The sequence below is a fragment of the Lysobacter fragariae genome (assembly GCF_054779775.1).
Genome location: NZ_BAAGXP010000006.1, coordinates 140438 through 158238, shown reverse-complemented (window position 1 = coordinate 158238; position 17801 = coordinate 140438). Strand labels below are relative to the sequence as shown.

General features: G+C 63.7%; 16 protein-coding genes. 6 read left to right on the top strand and 10 right to left on the bottom strand.

The window, feature by feature from the left end:
• The first annotated feature begins 12 nt into the window (after nucleotides 1–12).
• The 3 genes from ACYVD7_RS06740 (at nucleotide 13) to ACYVD7_RS06730 (ending at nucleotide 1773) form a co-directional block, all read left to right on the top strand.
• Entirely contained in the window at nucleotides 13–270 is a 258-nt protein-coding gene (locus ACYVD7_RS06740; RefSeq protein ID WP_460760726.1) for a hypothetical protein, read from the top strand.
• A gap of 340 nt (nucleotides 271–610) precedes the next feature.
• Nucleotides 611–931 (top strand): transposase, encoded by a 321-nt coding sequence (locus ACYVD7_RS06735; protein WP_460760724.1) that lies wholly within the window; start codon nucleotides 611–613, stop codon nucleotides 929–931.
• Entirely contained in the window at nucleotides 913–1773 is an 861-nt protein-coding gene (locus tag ACYVD7_RS06730; protein WP_460761846.1) for an IS3 family transposase, read from the top strand. Before ACYVD7_RS06735 ends, ACYVD7_RS06730 begins: the two co-directional genes overlap by 19 nt.
• Before the next feature lie 97 nt (nucleotides 1774–1870).
• On the opposite strand, the gene ACYVD7_RS06725 is transcribed toward ACYVD7_RS06730, so the two are convergent.
• The 3 genes from ACYVD7_RS06725 to ACYVD7_RS06715 form a co-directional block, all read right to left on the bottom strand.
• Nucleotides 1871–2368, bottom strand: a complete 498-nt coding sequence (locus ACYVD7_RS06725; RefSeq protein ID WP_460760721.1) for an OmpA family protein — start codon at nucleotides 2366–2368, stop codon at nucleotides 1871–1873.
• Complete coding sequence (locus ACYVD7_RS06720) at nucleotides 2365–4767, bottom strand: RHS repeat domain-containing protein (RefSeq protein ID WP_460760719.1); 2403 nt, start codon at nucleotides 4765–4767, stop codon at nucleotides 2365–2367. Before ACYVD7_RS06720 ends, ACYVD7_RS06725 begins: the two co-directional genes overlap by 4 nt.
• Before the next feature lie 711 nt (nucleotides 4768–5478).
• Nucleotides 5479–7539, bottom strand: a complete 2061-nt coding sequence (locus ACYVD7_RS06715; protein ID WP_460760716.1) for an RHS repeat domain-containing protein — start codon at nucleotides 7537–7539, stop codon at nucleotides 5479–5481.
• A 482-nt stretch (nucleotides 7540–8021) separates the two neighbouring features.
• Between ACYVD7_RS06715 and ACYVD7_RS06710 the strand changes: the two genes are divergently transcribed.
• Nucleotides 8022–8501 (top strand): hypothetical protein, encoded by a 480-nt coding sequence (locus ACYVD7_RS06710; protein WP_460760714.1) that lies wholly within the window; start codon nucleotides 8022–8024, stop codon nucleotides 8499–8501.
• Nucleotides 8502–8639: 138 nt separating this feature from the next.
• Nucleotides 8640–9731 (top strand): DNA polymerase IV, encoded by a 1092-nt coding sequence (gene dinB / locus ACYVD7_RS06705; protein WP_460760711.1) that lies wholly within the window; start codon nucleotides 8640–8642, stop codon nucleotides 9729–9731.
• Nucleotides 9732–9876: 145 nt separating this feature from the next.
• On the opposite strand, the gene ACYVD7_RS06700 is transcribed toward dinB, so the two are convergent.
• The 5 genes from ACYVD7_RS06700 to ACYVD7_RS06680 all read right to left on the bottom strand — a co-directional run bounded on the left by ACYVD7_RS06700 (nucleotide 9877) and on the right by ACYVD7_RS06680 (nucleotide 14700).
• Nucleotides 9877–11160, bottom strand: a complete 1284-nt coding sequence (locus tag ACYVD7_RS06700; protein WP_460760708.1) for a glycerophosphodiester phosphodiesterase family protein — start codon at nucleotides 11158–11160, stop codon at nucleotides 9877–9879.
• A gap of 225 nt (nucleotides 11161–11385) precedes the next feature.
• Nucleotides 11386–12621 (bottom strand): cyclopropane-fatty-acyl-phospholipid synthase, encoded by a 1236-nt coding sequence (locus tag ACYVD7_RS06695; protein ID WP_460760706.1) that lies wholly within the window; start codon nucleotides 12619–12621, stop codon nucleotides 11386–11388.
• Between the two features lie 30 nt (nucleotides 12622–12651).
• Nucleotides 12652–13443: a DUF3298 and DUF4163 domain-containing protein gene (locus ACYVD7_RS06690; RefSeq protein WP_460760703.1), complete on the bottom strand. Its 792-nt coding sequence runs from the start codon at nucleotides 13441–13443 to the stop codon at nucleotides 12652–12654.
• A gap of 141 nt (nucleotides 13444–13584) precedes the next feature.
• Nucleotides 13585–14298 carry a pseudouridine synthase gene (locus tag ACYVD7_RS06685; protein ID WP_460760700.1) on the bottom strand — a complete coding sequence of 238 codons (714 nt, stop codon included), beginning with the start codon at nucleotides 14296–14298 and terminating at the stop codon, nucleotides 13585–13587.
• A gap of 108 nt (nucleotides 14299–14406) precedes the next feature.
• Nucleotides 14407–14700: a GNAT family N-acetyltransferase gene (locus ACYVD7_RS06680; protein ID WP_460760697.1), complete on the bottom strand. Its 294-nt coding sequence runs from the start codon at nucleotides 14698–14700 to the stop codon at nucleotides 14407–14409.
• A gap of 387 nt (nucleotides 14701–15087) precedes the next feature.
• On the opposite strand from ACYVD7_RS06680, the gene ACYVD7_RS06675 reads away from it, so the two are divergent.
• Entirely contained in the window at nucleotides 15088–15282 is a 195-nt protein-coding gene (locus ACYVD7_RS06675) for a hypothetical protein (RefSeq protein ID WP_460760695.1), read from the top strand.
• Nucleotides 15283–15559: 277 nt separating this feature from the next.
• On the opposite strand, the gene ACYVD7_RS06670 is transcribed toward ACYVD7_RS06675, so the two are convergent.
• The gene (locus ACYVD7_RS06670) at nucleotides 15560–16162 is read right to left on the bottom strand and encodes a rhomboid family intramembrane serine protease (RefSeq protein WP_460761843.1); all 603 of its coding nucleotides are present in this window, start codon (nucleotides 16160–16162) and stop codon (nucleotides 15560–15562) included.
• A gap of 39 nt (nucleotides 16163–16201) precedes the next feature.
• Nucleotides 16202–17770: a POT-type proton-dependent oligopeptide transporter gene (locus ACYVD7_RS06665; RefSeq protein ID WP_460760692.1), complete on the bottom strand. Its 1569-nt coding sequence runs from the start codon at nucleotides 17768–17770 to the stop codon at nucleotides 16202–16204.
• Nucleotides 17771–17801: the final 31 nt, after the last annotated feature.

Below are 17801 nucleotides of genomic sequence, written 5' to 3'. Positions count from 1 at the left end.
ACGCCCATGGCAATGTCCGAATCCGATATCCAGAAGGGCTGGATCTATCGCACCAGCAACAACCAGGAGCGGCTGGTGCTGGGCTGGGATCGCGACGGCCGTGTCGTCTATTCCTCCAAGGGCCGCAACGAGGCCGCGCCGTTCCACAACTGCCACGTCCGGATCACCACCAAGCGGTTTGCGCAGCGTGCGATCGGCAAGCTGCGCTTCGTCGAAGACGTTCAGCCGTATGTGATCGCAAACAAGGCGACGACTGTCGTAGTGCGATGACGACAGGCGGGGAAACCAAGTAGGACGGGGCAACCCGATCGCCAACAAAACGCCCGCGCAATGCGCGGGCGTTTTACTTCATGGCGGCGGGTCAAGACCCGCCCTACGAGGCCTATCAATTCATAGGGCGGGTTTTAACCCGCCGTACGGCCGTCAACTCGGAGTCCTGCTCGACGCGGATGACGCGGTCGAGCCCGTCGTACGCCATGCGCGTGCCCTGCGTGAGCGTGGCGTAGTCGTATATCTCCGCAACCAAGAATCAGAGCTTTCTGAAAAGGTACTCTGGATTGGCCCGCCTCCCATAGACACCTGAGAATGGGGACAACCCCGGAGGTGTTGGATGGCAAGGCAGGAATTTACTGCGGAGTTCAAGCGCGAGGCGGTTCGGCTGTTGGAGCGCGGCGACAAGCCGGTCACGCAGTTGGCCCTCGAACTGGGCGTTCCACGCAATCGGCTCTACAAATGGCGCGACACGCTGCGTGCGCAGGGCGAGCACGCGTTTCCGGGACCCGGTCGTCGCTCGCTGGAGCAGCTCGAGCTGACGCGGTTGCGCCGTGAACTGGCGCGCGTGCAGGAAGAGAACACGATCCTAAAAAAAGCCACGGCGTACTTCGCCAGCGCGTCCAAGCGCGGTACGCCTGGATCGAAGGACAGCGAATGAACCATCGTCTGGCTGACCTATGCCGGGCGCTGCAGGTGTCGGCGGGCGGCTACCATGCATGGAGGACCCGTGCGCCGAGCGCACGAGCCGCCTCGGACGTCGGACTAGCGGCCGTGATAGCCGCGACCCATCACGAGTTCTCCGAGCGCTACGGCAGTCGCCGCTTGTGGCGCGAGCTACGCAACCGCGGCATCGCATGTGGCCGCCACCGCATGGACCGGCTGCGTCGTGAGCACGACCTGTGGACGAAGCGCAGGCGTCGTTTTGTGCGAGCCCGCGCGGCCTACCAGCGCACGCCCGCAGCACCGCGGCTTTGCACGTGGCCGTTCGTGACCCGCGCGCCAGATCGGCTATGGGTCGGCGACATGACCGTGCTGCCGACACGCGAAGGCCCGCTGTACTTCGCCGCACTCGTCGATGCCTGCAGCCGACGTGTTGTCGGCTGGGCCATGGACAGCCACCAGCGCCTGGACCTGACCGAGCGCGCGCTCGACATGGCTCTGCAACACCGTCGGCCAAAGCCCGGACTGATCCTTCACCATGACCGCGGCAGCCAGTACACCGGGGCACGCTACCGGGCGAAAGCGGAGGCAGCGAGAATCCAGCTGAGCATGAGCCGGCCGGGCATCCCATACGACAACGCGATGGCCGAGAGTTTCTTCGCCACGCTCAAGTTGGAACTGATCGACGACAAACCGTTCTCTAGCCGCGAAGCCGCACGCATGGCGGTGTTCGAGTATGTCGAACTGTTCTATAACCGCATCCGCATGCATTCGGCGCTGGGCTACCAATCGCCGATACAGGCGGAGCGGGAATATCAACCGGTCAGGTCTGTATCCTGACTACCTGTCTGTGGAATGCGGGGCAGTCCACTCTGACCCCTGTTTTCGTTTACCCATTTTGCTTCATGCGGCGGGTCAAGACCCGCCCTACGAGTTCTCAGGGGGCAATCATATTGACCTCGGTTCGGCGATTCTGCTGCCTACCTTCTTCGGTTTCATTGCCATAGATTGCCATCTCACTGCCACGACCTTCAGGCTCATTTAGCCTTTCCTTGGGAATCCCATGGCTGATGAACCAGTCGTAGACACTTTTTGCCCGACGCAGGGACAGCTCATAGCATTCCTGCCCAGAGCATTCTTGATCATCAGTAAACCCAACGATCTCCACGCGGACGCCAGGAATCGTCCTCAGACCATCGGCATCAATTTCCAATCTCTTTTCTTGGGCTGCAGTCGCCGCGTCCAAAAAAGACTCCCCGACAGAAGGATGCCCTAGCTTGAACTTAACCCCCAAGAACTCAGCAGATGCAAGCGCCGGCTCGGCGCGCACTTCACTTGCAGGCGCCTTTGGCTTCACCGTGCCTGAGCAACCAAGTAACACCGCACACAGCAAAAGCGACAACGCTAGGCGATAAAGGTCCATAAAGACGTTCATTGGCCGCAGCTCCCAGTCGCGGTTTGTCCGCAAGATATTTTGATGGAGTTTTCTGCCTGCCTATCGATATTTTCAGGGCTAAATCCGCCAAGCGGCGTCCAACCATCACGCGATGAAGTAGCGAAATTCTCTGCCTTCTGGAAATAGGCCTGCGCCGTGTAAGCATTTATTTCCGTTTGCTTCCGCTCAGCCCGAGTTTCAATTGATCGCTTACGTTCCTGGTCATCCACTCCATGAGTTCCCTCATGAACAATGTCCCTGCCATGCTCTTGAAGTGTTTTTCCTGCAACAAGTGTTACGTCCTCTCCCCCGTCTTTTCTCAAGGTCGCGGTTCCTTGGACAAGTCCGCTATCGCGGAAGGAAACGCTAACGCTGGCATCTCCCTTCTTTCCGTAGAAATCCACAACCTTTCGCATGGCATCTCTTTCTGCTGACGAGAGCTTTAGATTCACGGCTGCACTCCTGACCAGTGCCAGTCCCTTCTCGAAGTTGCCGCAGTTGCCGTCACTTCCTTTGCAAACATAACGCCCATCAGGATCCTTGAACTTGTAAGGGTTGTCATTGGCGTACCAATACCGATTGAAGTTCGCGCCAGTCCCACCATCCGCCGTCACCGGATCAACCGACAAGAACCGTCCAATCCCCGGATCGTAATACCGCTGCTGCATATAACTAAGCCCAGTCGCCTTATCACTGACGTGCCCCGCATACCCCGGCCCGTCATGCAGCGGCCGGTTCAGCAGTTGCCCATACGGCTCAAACTCACTCCTCTCGATCACATTGCGCCCGGCATCGGTCACCGCCACCGGACTGCCCAGCGCATCGGTGTGCTGGTACTTGACCGTCACCGCACCGCCAGCCACCAGCTTCTCGCGGATCGCCACCAGGCTGCCGCCCAGGCTCAGGAACGCCAGGTATTTCCCCTGTCGCTGGTCGTACTGGTACATCAACTGCCCGCCCTGGCTGTACTGCGACAGGATGTTGCCCAGCCCCTGCACCGAGTACGCCAGCACGCGCCGGCCCAGTCCGTCGTAGCGGTAGGTCTCCAGGCTGGTGGCCGCGCGCAGGCGGTTGCCGTAATCGAAGTTGAAGCCCTGCCCGTTCTTGTTGGCCAGGTTGCCCTGCACGTCGTAGCCCAGGCCGATCACGCTCGCGCCACTGCAGCTGCCGGTCTTGACGTTGGTCAGGCGCCACGTGGCTCCGGTGCCGATGCTGTCGTAGCAGTAGTACTGGTCACGGGCCGCGGTGCCGCCCACGGTGACCCGCGTCAGGTTGTCCAGCACGTCGTAGCTGTAGCTCGCCCCGGTAGTGCCGAACATCGGCGACACCGCGGTCTTCAAGCGATCCAGACCGTCGTAGGTCATGGTGCGGTTGCCACGCTGCGCGATGCCCACGCCGTCGCTGATCGCCGCGACGTTGCCGTTTTGGTCGAAGTCGTAGCTGTCGTTGAGTACGGCGGCCGATCCGCACGCACCAAAGGCGTCGCAGCTCTTCTCCGGCAGGCCCCGCATGTTCTGGGTCAGCGTGTGGACGATGCCGTTGCCGTAGGTGAACTGGGCAATGGCGCCATTGGGGTGGTAGCTCACGCCCGTGGCGAACGTCCCCACCTGCGTGGGCTGGCCCAACGCGTTGGGCTGGTAGTCCACCGTGAGATTGTCGGGGTACGTGTGGACGGCCAGGTTGCCGCTGGTGGTGTAACCGTAGCCGATGCCCCACGTGTACCAGCCGGTCTGGCTGACCGACTCGCCCTGCCCATCAAGCATGCGCCGGTGGTTGTAGTGATAGGCGTTGATGACGGGCTGCGTCTGGTTGGAGCCGTTGTAGGTGGTGATCTGCGCGGGCAAGCCATCCGGGGTGTAGGTCCAGGACTGGTCGCCGCGGCCGTCGGGGAAGACCAGCGAGGTCACCCGGTTGCGGGCGTCGAAGGTGCGGGTGGCCTTGCGCGCCAGGATCTCCGCGGTGTTGCCGTCGGGGTCGTACGCGGCGCCCGCCGGCAGGCCCGCGGCGCTCCAGGCGGGATTGCCCGCGGTGTCGTAGCCGGTGAAGGTGGTGCCGGTTTCCGGTTCGACGGTGCGGTACAGGCGCTGGTACGCGTCGTAGCCGTAGCTGCGCGTCAGCGCGATCGTGTTGTCGATGTTGTGCCGCTTCAGCGCGGTGGGCTTGCCCAGCAGATCGCGGGCGATGTCGGTGTAGGCGCCTTCCGGATGCGTGATCGCCACCGGCCAGTCGGTCGAGGGCTGGTCGTACGCCTGATACGTGGTGGTGGTCGCGAAGCCGCGCGGATTGGTGACGCGGGTCTGGAAGCCGGGCAGGTACTCGGTGCGGGTCACCAGCGGCGTGCTGCTCAGTTCGGAGTCCTGCTCGACGCGGATGACGCGGTCGAGCCCGTCGTACGCCATGCGCGTGCCCTGCGTGAGCGTGGCGTAGTCGAATATCTCCGCAACCAAGAGTCAGAGCTTTCTGAAAAGGTACTCTGACCCCTGTTTTCGATCCGCTTCACCGCGGCCACGGGGACGCCCGTGGCCTGCCAAATAAATGAACCTGACTCCTTTACCGCTTTAGTTTCGTCCCCGGACTTCCGTGAAGAACCTTTAGTTCTTGACCCCTTTAGTTCTCTCTTCAAGGCTCTCTAGTTTCGACCCACGGGCCGGTAGATCGACACTGAAAAGCAACCCTATCGATCTCTTTGGCTAGAAGAGCAGTACTGCGTTGAAGGTCAGCAAGATCGGTGCGCGAAGCGGGGAATTGCGCGTTGAGATAGAGCCTCCCGGCTTGAAGAGACCCACCGCAGGACAATTGTGGCTTTCCTAACACCAAGCCAACTTTGCACTGACCAACCGCGGGTTGCGAGTCGTACGGCGGCCCCTTCTCTATCGTCGACCAAATCACAAGTCGCGTGGCGCCGGCCGAATTCTCAAATTTCCCTGACTGAATAACGATTGCATCTGATGCTCCGCTCGGGCCGCCTGATCCGTAGATCGGTCCTTCAATCAGGCTCCTCTGTATGTCCACGCTGCCAACATCCACCAAAGGGATACGCGAGCATTCCGGATGATTCTGGCGAACACATGCACTACCCGCAAGCAACAGTGGGAGAAGCAATGCGGACTTCATTTGGCACCTTGATTCATAAAGTAGTTGTGCTTATACCAATCCGCTGCTCTTTCAGTGTCCAGTCCCTGAGGGGTCGGATACAGCCTGAACTGCGCAGGAGTCAAGTACGGCCCAACGTTCAATGGATCCGTCATCTGGAAATGCCCGGCCACAGGACTCTTCCCCATCTGAGCCTGCCAAACGTGTGAAATTTCATGAACAAACAAGGCTAGGTAGCTCCCGCCATAGCAAGTTGTAAAATCAGAACACGGCCCGTTGGGAAATAACGCTTTCGAGAAATATATTGTTTGCCCTGGCGTAATGGCCCCTGGACCAAAAGGCGCATATCCAACTCGAGCGGTGCTTGTATCCAGCGTTCGGTGCACCCCCTTGCCAACTCGCGCCTCGTTATCGGTCAGTTTGCGGCCGGCCCATAGCGCGCGGTCTGCATCCAGCGCCCCACTTACCACTTCGGAGTAGTTTCTCGGCTCCATCCACTGGGTCGGACGCGTCGAGCGCGATGGCTGCGCTTCTTGTTTTTCTGCAATTTCCCGCCGCTCGACCTCGGAACGCATACAAAACGTCCCCGACTGAGTACACGCTTGACGACCATCAGGGTCAGTGAACTTGTACGGATTGTTGTTGGCATACCAATACCGATTGAAGTTCGCGCCAGTCCCACCATCCACCGTCACCGGATCCACCGACAAAAACCGCCCAATCCCCGGATCGTAATACCGCTGCTGCATATAACTAAGCCCCGTCGCCTTATCACTGACGTGCCCCGTATACCCCGGCCCATCATGCAGCGGCCGGTTCAGCAGCTGCCCATACGGCTCAAACTCACTCCGCTCGATCACATTGCGCCCGGCATCGGTCACCGCCACCGGACTGCCCAGCGCATCGGTGTGCTGGTACTTGACCGTCACCGCACCGCCAGCGACCAGCTTCTCGCGAATCGCCACAAGGCTGCCGCCCAGGCTCAGGAACGCCAGGTATTTCCCCTGTCGCTGGTCGTACTGGTACATCAACTGGCCGCCCTGGCTGTACTGCGACAGGATGTTGCCCAGCCCCTGCACCGAGTACGCCAGCACGCGCCGGCCCAGCCCGTCGTAGCGGTAGGTCTCCAGGCTGGTGGCCGCGCGCAGGCGGTTGCCGTAGTCGAAGTTGAAGCCCTGCCCGTTCTTGTTGGCCAGATTGCCCTGCACGTCGTAGCCCAGGCCGATCACGCTCGCGCCGCTGCAGCTGCCGGTCTTGACGTTGGTCAAGCGCCAAGTGGCACCGGTGCCGATGCTGTCGTAGCAGTAGTACTGGTCACGCGCCGCGGTGCCGCCCACGGTGACCCGCGTCAGGTTGTCCAGCACGTCGTAGCTGTAGCTCGCCCCGGTGGCGCCGAACATCGGCGACACCGCCGTCTTCAGCCGGTCCAGACCGTCGTAGGTCATGGTGCGGTTGCCACGCTGCGTGATGCCCACGCCGTCGCTGATCGCCGCCACGTTGCCGTTGGCATCAAAGTCGTAGCTGTCGTTGAGCACGGCGGCCGATCCGCACGCACCAAAGGCGTCGCAACTCTTCTCCGGCAGGCCCCGCGTGTTCTGGGTCAGCGTGTGGACGATGCCGTTGCCGTAGGTGAACTGGGCAATGGCGCCATTGGGGTGGTAGCTCACGCCCGTGGCGAACGTCCCCACCTGCGTGGGCTGGCCCAACGCGTTGGGCTGGTAGTCCACCGTGAGATTGTCGGGGTAGGTGTGGACGGCCAGGTTGCCACTGGTGGTGTAGCCGTAGCCGATGCCCCACGTGTACCAGCCGGTCTGGCTGACCGACTCGCCCTGGCCATCGAGCATGCGCCGGTGGTTGTAGTGATAGGCGTTGATGACGGGCTGCGTCTGGTTGGCGCCGTTGTAGGTGGTGATCTGCCCGGGCAAGCCATCCGGGGTATAGGTCCAGGCCTGGTCGCCGCGGCCGTCGGGAAAGACCAGCGAGGTCACCCGGTTGCGGGCGTCGAAGGTGCGGCTGGCCTTGCGCGCCAGGATCTCCGCGGTGTTGCCGTCGGACAGGAACCAATTCCTGGCTCGCACCGTGTCAAAGCTTCAATGTACGAATGTTAGGTGCCATGAAATGAACCGTCCAGCGAGCGGCGGCCGCGGAAGAGCCGCGCAAGCTTCTCCGCGTGCCGGCAACTGCCCGGTTCCCGGAAAAGGAGGGTTCTTGAATCCCTCGCAGTCGTTTCCGAATCGACTGCGAGGGATTCCCGAACCCTCCCGAGGCATGCACCGATAGGTCGCAGTCGTTTCCGGAACGACTGCGAGGGTTCCGGAACCGACTGCGAGGGTTTCCGGAACCCTCCCGAGGTATGCCGCGATAGGTCGCGAGGGTTTCCGGATCCCTCGCGAGGGTTGCGGAATCGACTGCGAGGGAATCGGAAAGGGTCGCGGGGGCGCCGCGGACGGGCTAGCTACCCGAAGCCGCTGCCCCCCACTGAAGCGGGATGCGACCTGTAAGCTCCGCTCGCCCGCCAGGAGGCGGTGCATGGAATCCATCCAGACACGGAGTTATGGACATGAGTCAAAACCTTGCTTCAAACCATTTCGACGACGCCCAGTGGGCGCAGGTCGACCAGGGACTGGACGTCCTTGAAACGGCGATCGAGCCCATGCTCGTGGCGTTGAACGGACCGGGCGTCCGTCGCCGCCTGGTGAAGATGGGCGACGGATCGGAGGCGTTCTGCCGCAAGACCCACGACGCCATGAACACCAACCGGCACCTGTTGCCGTCCACGTTCGATCTCGAGGAAATGGCGCGCGACATCAAAAGCCATGACGCCCTGGGCATCCGGCTGGCGCGCATGGCGCAGCTGATGGAGAAGATGCGCGACACCGACATGGCGCTGGGCAGCGATGTCATGGTCATCGCCCTCGCCGGCTACCAGTTGCTCAAGATCGCCGGAAAGGGCGAAGGTCTCGATGCCGTCAGCCGCGACATGGGCAAGCGCTTCGAGGGCAACGGCACCCGCAGCAACCCGCAAGCACCGCAAGCCTGACGCGGCGCGCGATGCAACACAGGAAACCCCGCGCAAGCGGGGTTTTCTTTTTTTGTCATTCGGCCCGGCGGGATGAGAACGTTGCGCACCGCGCCGTACCCGGCCGCCATCAAGCCCGTCGACGGCTAGACTTCCCCGGTGTCCCTGCCGCCCCGCAAGATCGTCCACATCGACATGGATGCGTTCTACGCATCGGTGGAGCAGCGCGACGACCCTTCCCTGCGCGGACAACCCGTCGTCGTCGCCTGGCGCGGTGCACGCTCGGTGGTGTGCGCGGCGAGTTACGAGGCCCGCACGTTCGGCGTGCGCTCGGCGATGCCGGCGGTGCGTGCGGAGCGGCTGTGCCCGCAGGCGGTGTTCGTGCCGCCGGACTTCATCCGTTACAAGGCGGTGTCGCGGCAGGTGCGCGAGATCTTCGCGCGGCATACCGACCTGATCGAGCCGCTCTCGCTGGACGAGGCTTACCTCGATGTCACCACCACCAAGACCGCCCTGCCCTCCGCCACCGCCACCGCCGAAGCCATCCGCGCCGCGATCCGCGAGGAAACCCAGCTGACCGCATCGGCAGGCGTCGCGCCGAACAAGTTCCTCGCGAAGATCGCCAGCGACTGGCGCAAGCCCGACGGCCTGTTCGTCATCCGTCCGCACCAGGTGATGGAGTTCCTGGAGCCGCTGCCGGTGGGCCGCCTGCCCGGCGTCGGCAAGGTCACCGAAGGCCGCCTGCAGCAACTCGGGATCGCGACGGTCGGCGACCTGCGCGTGCTGCCGCCGGAAACACTGGAGCAGCACTTCGTCCGCTGGGGCCGGCGCTTGCACGAGCTCTCGTTCGGGATCGACGACAACCCCGTGCAGAGCGAGCGTCCGACGATGCAGATCTCCGCCGAGGACACCTTCGCGAGCGACCTGCCGTTGGATGAGCTGGAGCCGCACATCCGTCGGTTGGCGGAAAAAACCTGGGCGGGCTACGAGCGCGAACGCGCCGCACACAACGGCCGCATCGCGCGGACAGTGGTGTTGAAGTTGAAGACGTCAGACTTCCGCACGCTCACGCGCAGCCTGACGCCGTCGACGTGGCCGGCCACGTGCCAGGACGTCGCGGACATCGCCTGCGAGTTACGTGCGCGCGTGGATCTGCCGGGCCAGACGCGTTACCGGCTGGTCGGCGTGGGGCTGTCCGGTTTTGTCGATGGCGACAGTGCGGTCGCGCAGAGCGATCTGTTTTCTGGTTGAGCGTTCGCGGAAAAAGTGCCCGCAATCGAGGGACTGCGGGCACTTTCCAGGTTGATCAATGCGCCAGCGCGGGGCCGCGGATTGAACGCTTCAGGCGCTACTCAACGACGCCTTCGACCTGACGCAAGACATCATCGAACGGCGTTCAGCGACCCGCGCTGCTGATATCCAGGAAGATGTCGCGCGCCGCGACACCCAGGTCCGGCTGGTCGATGAAGAAGCCCTGCACGCCCAGTCCGTAGAGCTGCACGGCTTCGGCGATGACCGACTGGTTGATGCCCGTCGGTGTCTGCGTCAAGTAATTCTCTTCCGCGCGCAGCGTGTACGGATGCACGACGAGCCCCGCCTTCAGCGCATGGGCAAGGAAGGGATGCACCAGCCCGAGGTTGCGCGTGGCCAGCTCCGCCTTGCCGTCGTGGTTGGCGTCGGCCTTCGCCACCAGCGCTTCACGCGGCAGGATGTTCACCTTCCACGGGCCGATGCCGCTGGCGTAGTTCGCCTTCATCCATTGCAGTGCGGATTCCGTTGCCAGCGCCTGGTATTGCGTGCTGGCGTCGATGCCGCCGATCGTGCCGGCCAGTCCGCCGTAGATCGCGGTGAGGTCGGCGCCATGCGCGGTGTTCCAGCGGAAGTCGTACGGCCCGGTGGAGAAGATGTCGTCGAACAGCTGCACCAGCGGGAAATCGACACCGGCCGACGGCATGATCGACTTCTTCAGCTCGATCAGGTTGGCGACTTCGAAACTCTGGATGTAGACGCGATGCGGATCGGTGAAGCCTTCGGCGACCAGGGTCTCCACGAGTTTGCGTCCGAGCGATATTCCGATCGGGGTGCCATCGAGGTGGCGGCCTTCGCTGGCGAAATACGTCGGATGCTTGGTTTCCGGATAGACGCCGATGACGTGGCCGGCGCTGCTTTCGGATTTCGCCAGGCGCACGACTTCGGCGAAGGTCGGGATCTGGAACATGCCGTCATAGCGCGTGTTCGCCGGACGTACGCCGGGAATGCGTTCCTTCGCGCGCAGCGTCTTCAGTTCGGCGAGGGTGAAGTCCTCCGTGAACCAACCGGTGAGGTTTTGGCCATCGACCTGCTTGGTGGCGCGGCGGTTGGCGAATTCAGGATGGTTGGCGACATCGGTCGTGCCGGAGATTTCGTTTTCATGGCGGGCGACCAGCACCCCGTCCTTCGTCGCGACGAGGTCGGGCTCGATGAAGTCCGCGCCCTGGCGGATCGCAAGGCGGTACGACTCCAGCGTGTGTTCGGGCCGGTAACCACTGGCGCCGCGATGGCCGATCACGATGAGCCCGTGGTGGCCGGGGTGACTGGCACGCTGGACGGGGGTCACGGCGTTGGGATCCTTGGCATGGACGGACGGCGCCATTACCAGCGTGGCGACGATCGCCATCGCGGCTAGCAGCTTGCTGGGCATGATGAACCTCTTGGTCGGTGTGGGGGACGCCGTCCCCCTGGCCGGCCAGTGCATCGTGGTGAGTGCAGGTTTCCGGACGCTTACGCGGTGATGGCAGGTGCGCCATCGCGGTGAACAACTGTGAGCCGTTCCCCGTCATCCCCGCGAAGGCGGGGACCCTGCGACTTCAAACCAGACACCGGATCCCCGCCTTCGGGGGATGACGGCAACCGATTTCAGAGCTTCCTAGCGACGCTCGGCGTAACCGCCGCGGACGCCGCGCGTCGAGAACACGATCTGCCACAGCTGCAGGCGCCGCGCGCGGAAGCTGGCCATCGCGCCGGCGAGGTAGAACCGCCACATGCGGCGGAAGCGTTCGTCGTATCTGGGTGGCAGGGAATCCCACGCGGCTTCGATGTTGTCGCGCCAGGCTTGCAGCGTGAGGTCGTAGTCGGTTCCGAAACCGTGCCAGTCCTCGATCACGAACAGCCCCTCGGCGGCGCGCGCGATCTGCGCGGCGGACGGCAGCATCGAGTTGGGGAAGATGTAACGCGCGATCCATGGATCGGTGTGGCGCTCGGACACGTTGTTGCCGATGGTGTGCAGCAGGAACAGGCCGTTGTCGCGCAGGCAGTGGCGGGCGACTTCGAAGTAGCGGCGGTAGTTCTTCACGCCGACGTGTTCGAACATGCCCACTGAGAACACACGGTCGAACGGTGCATCGCGCCGCGACGTCGGATCGGTTGATGTCGCGTCCGTGGGCCGGCCAATGACTGGCGTGCGCTCGTCATCTGCGCGTACGGCGCTTTCCAGCTCACGGTAGTCGTGCACGCGGATCGCGATGGGCAGCCCCGCGCACAAGTCCGCCGCGTAGGCCGCCTGCTCCTGCGAGATGGTGACCCCCAGTCCACCCACGCCGTGGCGATGCGCCGCGAAGCGCAGGGCCTCGCCCCAGCCGCAACCGATATCCAGCACGCGCATTCCCGGCCGCAGGCTGAGTTTCCTGCACACCAGGTCGAGCTTGGCTTCCTGCGCGTCGTCCAGGTTGCCGGCGTTACGCCAGTAGCCGCAGCTGTAGACCATGCGTTTTCCGAGCATGGCGCGGTAGAGCTCATTGCCCAGGTCGTAGTGCTGTTCGCCCACGATGTGGCTGCGGCGCCGCGATTGCAGGTTGAACAGCCGCGCACGCGCGCCATCGAACGCATTTGCCGCACCATGCACGCGTTCGTCGACGCGCGCATCCAGCAGGCGGAACAGCAGGCCGTCGAGCGACTGCGTGTCCCAGCCGCCGTCCATGTAGGTTTCGCCCAGCCCGAGCGAACCCTGCGCCAGGATGCGCGCCGGAACGTGGGTGTCGTGCAGTTGCATGTCCCAGGGACGTTCGCCATCGATGCGGACGTCGGCGGCTTCGAGCAGCCGCTCGAGGCGATCGCGCAGCGGGTGGAAGCCGGTCGCGGTGTCACGGGGTCGCGCGGCGCTCATCGCTACAACACCGGCTGCCGCGATCGCATATCAACCGCCCTGGAACAATCCCCGGTAGGCGGGCGCGATATGTGGCAACAGCGCCGCAGCGGGGACCTGCACGGTCTGGACGCCGTCGGAATACGGCCCCACCTGGTACGGGGCAAACACGAAACGCAGTGCGACCAGCTTGCCATCGGCGCCGACTACCGGTTCGAACTGGCTGAAGTGTTCCGGATCGGGTGTTGTGCCGTCGTCAATGAGCTTGTTGGCGTCCTTGAGCACTTCCGTGCGCTCCGACGGGGGCAATTCGTCTGCGTCGACGCGCTGGGACAACGCGGTGTGGAGCTGCTCGCGCACCATGTCGGAGATGGCTTCCCACCCCGCGGCGTTGGCCACGAGGTCCTGCGCGGTCAGCAGGCGATTGGCCTGCGGCAGCCACACCCAGCGCGCGATCAATGGGGCGCTATGCGCGCCACCGGTGAAAACACTGCCATCCACGCCCACTGCCACCAGGGTCGGCGAAGCATGCAGCTGCGTGAACGGCAGCGAGAGTTCGTAGAGCGATGCGCCCTCGCCCTTCTGGCGGCCCTGCACGGCCTGCATCAGTTCGTTGCGCGCGTCATCGGCATAGCGCTTCAGCGCCGCGGCCAGCGGCGGGTATTTGCTGGCGATGGGCGGATAGCTGACGCCGATGATGTAGTCGGACGTGCTTTCGACGACGTCTTTCAGGTCGGTCGTGGCCGGAGCCGTCGCGATCGGCACGGGGTTGGCGGCAGCCGGTGCATTCGTCGCTGCGGGCTGCTGTTCGCGCCGGCAGGCGGCCAGCGCGAGCAGGAGCATCGAACAAGTCATCGAACAAACCAACGTGCGCTGGATTGAGCGGCGCATGGTGCACATTCCCTTATGTTCGCGGGACAGTATCCGTCCCGGTTGTGATGTCCGTATTCACGTTGAATGGCACTGGCCACGGCCAGTCGCCATTCACCATTGCGTTCGTTGCGGCAGCAGCCCTTGCAGCTCGGCGTCGGTGAGATTGCGCCATTGCCCGACCTTGAGGTGGGCCAGCTTGACGTTGCCGATGCGCACGCGCATCAGCTGTTTCACGCGGAAGCCGAAATGCGCGGCCATCAGGCGGATCTGCCGGTTGAGCCCCTGCACCAGCACGATGCGGAAGCCGAATTTCCCGAGCTTGCCGGTCTTGCACGGCAACGTGGCCTGGCCATGGATCGGCACGCCGCGGCTCATGGCGCGCACGAACTCGTCGGTGACCGCATGGTTCACCGCGACCAGGTATTCCTTCTCCAGCTTGTTCTCGGCGCGCAGGATCTCGTTGACGATGTCGCCGTTGCTGGTCAGCAGGATCAGGCCTTCGGAATCCTTGTCGAGGCGACCGATCGGAAAGATGCGCTTCTCGTGGCCGACGAAGTCCACGATGTTGTCCTTGACCCCGGATTCGGTCGTGCAGACGATGCCGACCGGCTTGTTCAGCGCGATGTAGACGTGCTTGCGCTGGCCCTTGGCGACGGTGCGGACCTGCAGCTTCTGGCCATCGACCAGGACTTCGTCGTCCTCGCCCACCTCCGAACCGACACGCCCGCGCAGCCCGTTGACCGAGACGCGGCCTTCGGCGATGAGGCGATCGGCCTCGCGGCGGGAACAGAAACCGGTGTCGCTGATGTGCTTGTTGAGGCGCATGGGGTCGAAGCGCGGGGGCGCCGGGCATCCACAGGACAAATGGGGGGCCGAATGCTGTCACATCCGGGGCGGGCGTGCAGCGTCCGGGGGTCGGGGCCCGGATGCAGGCTACGCCAGCAGGTCCGCGTACTGCGCGTGGCGCTGCACCCAGGTAGCAGCATAGGAGCACGCCGGCCGGACCTTCTTGCCGGTGCCGCGGGCGAACTCGAACACCGCCCGGACCAGCGCCGAGGCGATGCCGCGCCCCTCGACCGGCCGGGGCACGCCGGTGTGGTGGATCACCAGGACGTCGGCGTCGTAGTGGTAGTCCACCTCGGCCTCCACGCCGTCAACGACTGTCGTGAAGCGGCGGCCGACCGGATCGTGATGGATATCGAAGGGGTCGATGCCGGACGTGGGCATGGCAGGGCTGGGCCTCAAAAGGAAGCGGACGACCCAGTGTCGCGCCAGCCGGGCCGCACGTCATCCGGGCCCGTGGCACCGCCATCAGGCCCCGCGCCGCCGACCATACCCCGGGCGATACCGATCGCCGCCCGAAACGCCCCGTGGACTGCCCTGAAGGTGACCGACCGCGTCACCTCGCTGCGTTGGCTCCTTTGCAGGTGACCGCGAAGGTCACCCGACTGCGGCGTTTTCCGGGGCAAGCCGCTGGCACGAAAACTGCGACACCCATCACGTGTTTCTGAAAACCCGTATTTTTGAAAACCCGCGTTTTTGAAAACCCGCGTTTTTGAAAACCCGTGTTCCTGAAAACCCGTGTTCCTGAAAAATCCTGGGGAGGAGAACACCATGACCCTGATGCCGATCGGCGCACTGGATCAGTGCAGCGACGAAATGCTGATGACCCAGCTCTACGAGCTCTCCAGCCACGCCGACGAGTACGCGGCCGAGCTGGCCGCCGTCGAAGCCGCGATACAGGCGCGCATGTTCGCGACCTACGGCAAGCCCGAAAAAGGCTCGCCGCGAGTACGCATCTCCTCCTGATCCACGTTCCAACACCGTGTGGGCGCCGCCGGGAGACACCCGTCGGGGCAACCCGCGATGCAACCTTCGTCCATCCCGATGGCTGCATCACGGCAGCGGCCAGCGCAAGCGGCAAGATCGCGCCGCTTGCGCTGCCAGGGCAGTTCCGATTCTGTGCCCGCCGGTGAACACCCCCAGCGTCAGCACGCTCAGCCGCAGGCGAACCGCCCGGCCTCGCCGCACCAGCGCTCAGATCACTGGGCACGCGTAGTCCGAAGCAGCGCTGTCCGAACCGGCGTCATCCGAACGACGGATGCGTCAACGCCTGCAGGAAATGCGGCAGCACGTCCGGATCCATCAACAGCATGAACATCACGCCATAAGCGCCGCCCGTAAGGTGCGCGCTGTGATTGATGTTGTCGCCGCCGTGCTTGTCCTTCCAGAAGGAATAGGCGACGTAGCCGATCGCATACAGGAACGCCGGCACCGGGACGGGAATGAAGATCAGCGCCCACGGGTTGATCAGGATGAAGGCGAACAACACCGCCGACACCGCGCCCGATGCACCCAGGCTGTGATAACGCGCGTCCTTGCGATGCTGGGTGTAGCTCGGCAGGATCGCCACGACTATCGCCGACAGGTAGAACAGCACGTAGCCGAAAGGACCGATCGAACTGGTCAGCACGCGTTCGATCGGGCCGCCGAAGAAGAACAGCGTCAGCATGTTGAACAGCAGGTGCGACCAGTCGGCATGGATGAAGCCATGCGTCAGCAGCCGGTCGTACTGCCGGTTCCGGCTGATCGCCGGCGGCCACAGGATCAACCGCTGCAGCAACGGCGGCCGTTCGAAGGCCATCCACGAAATCGCCACGGTCATGCCGATCAGGAACCAGGTCAGCATCATTCAATAATCCTCAAGAAAGCCCATTCGCGCGCCATTTCACGCGGAGCGGTAGTGATCCTGCATCGGATAGCGCCGCGCATAAAGAGCGAACGCCAGCGCCGCCAGCAGCGCGAATCCGGCAAAGAAGAACATCAGGAACGCCGTCTGGCTGAAGCCCGTACTTGCGATCTGCGCGGTCACCGCATCGTTGCGCACGGCGGCATTGCTCAACAGCACCCACAGGTTGCCGACCGTCACCGACAGCATCCAGAAGCTCATGATGGTGCCCTTCATCGACTGCGGTGCCTGGCTGTAGGCGAATTCCAGGCCGGTCGCTGACACCAGCACCTCGCCGAAGGTCAGCAGCGCATACGGCAGGACCTGCCACATGATCGAAACCGGGTCGCCGCCATCGATCGCCAGCTGCAGGCTGCCGGCGACGATCCACGCCACCCCCGAGAACGCGATGCCGGTGCCCATGCGACGCAGCGGGGTGGGCTCGATACCGAACCGGCGCAGCATCGGATAGAGCACGAGGTTGTTGAACGGGATGATCAGCATCACCAGCGCCGGGTTCAGCGCCTGCATCTGCGACGACTGGAACCACGCCGGCTTGGTCATCGCGTCGCCCTGCAGCACCCAGGTCGAGGCCTTCTGGTCGAACAGCGACCAGAACGGCGTCACCAGCGCGAACACGATGAGGATGCGCAACACCGCGCGCACGCCGTCGACGGCTTCGTCCGGATGCGCGCCGCGTGCACGTTCCAGTTGCATCGCCGCGCCCACGCCGCCAAACGCCAGCACCAGGACCAGCGCCAGGCAGAACGCGGGGACGAATTCCATCGACCCGGCCAGCCATGCACCCAACGCACCCACTGCCAGCACTGCACCCACGAGCGCGACGTAGTAGCCACCGCGTCCCTGCCCCGGTCGCTGCGCCATCAAGGCGGTGCGCACGACGTTGAGGAATGAATGCGGATTGGATGCGGCCGCCGGCACGTGCACGTAGCGCTTGCGTCCCGCCCAGAAGATCGCCAGCGCCACGAACATCAGCGCGCCGGGAATGCCAAACGCCACGGCCGGTCCATAACCGCGCAGGAATATCGGCATCAGCAGCGAAGCGAAGAAGCTGCCGAAGTTGATCGTCCAGTAGAACGCGTCGTAGACGACCTTGGCCCTGCCCTTGTTGCTCTGGTCGAACTGGTCGCCCACGAAGGAGGACACCAGCGGCTTGATGCCGCCCGAGCCCAACGCGATCAGGAACATGCCTGCATAGAACCCGGTGCGGTTGCCGGTGGAGAACGACAGCAACACGAAGCCCAGCGCGTACACCAGCGACAGCCAGAAGATGGTGTTGTATTTGCCGAAGAACCGGTCCGAGATCCAGCCGCCCAGCAGCGGGAAGAAGTACACGCCGATCACGAAACTGTGGAACACGTCCTTCGACGCGCCCGCACGTTCGGCCTCGGGCAGGTACAGCAGCAGGGTCCCCACCAGGAACTGGGTGAGGATGTTGCGCATCCCGTAGAAGCCGAAACGTTCGCAGGCTTCGTTGCCGATGATGTAGGGAATCTGCCGCGGCAGCTTGCCCTGCCCTTGCGGGGATGCGGTGGGGTTGTCGGTCATCGGGCCATGCCTGTGCGAGTACTGCCGGTAC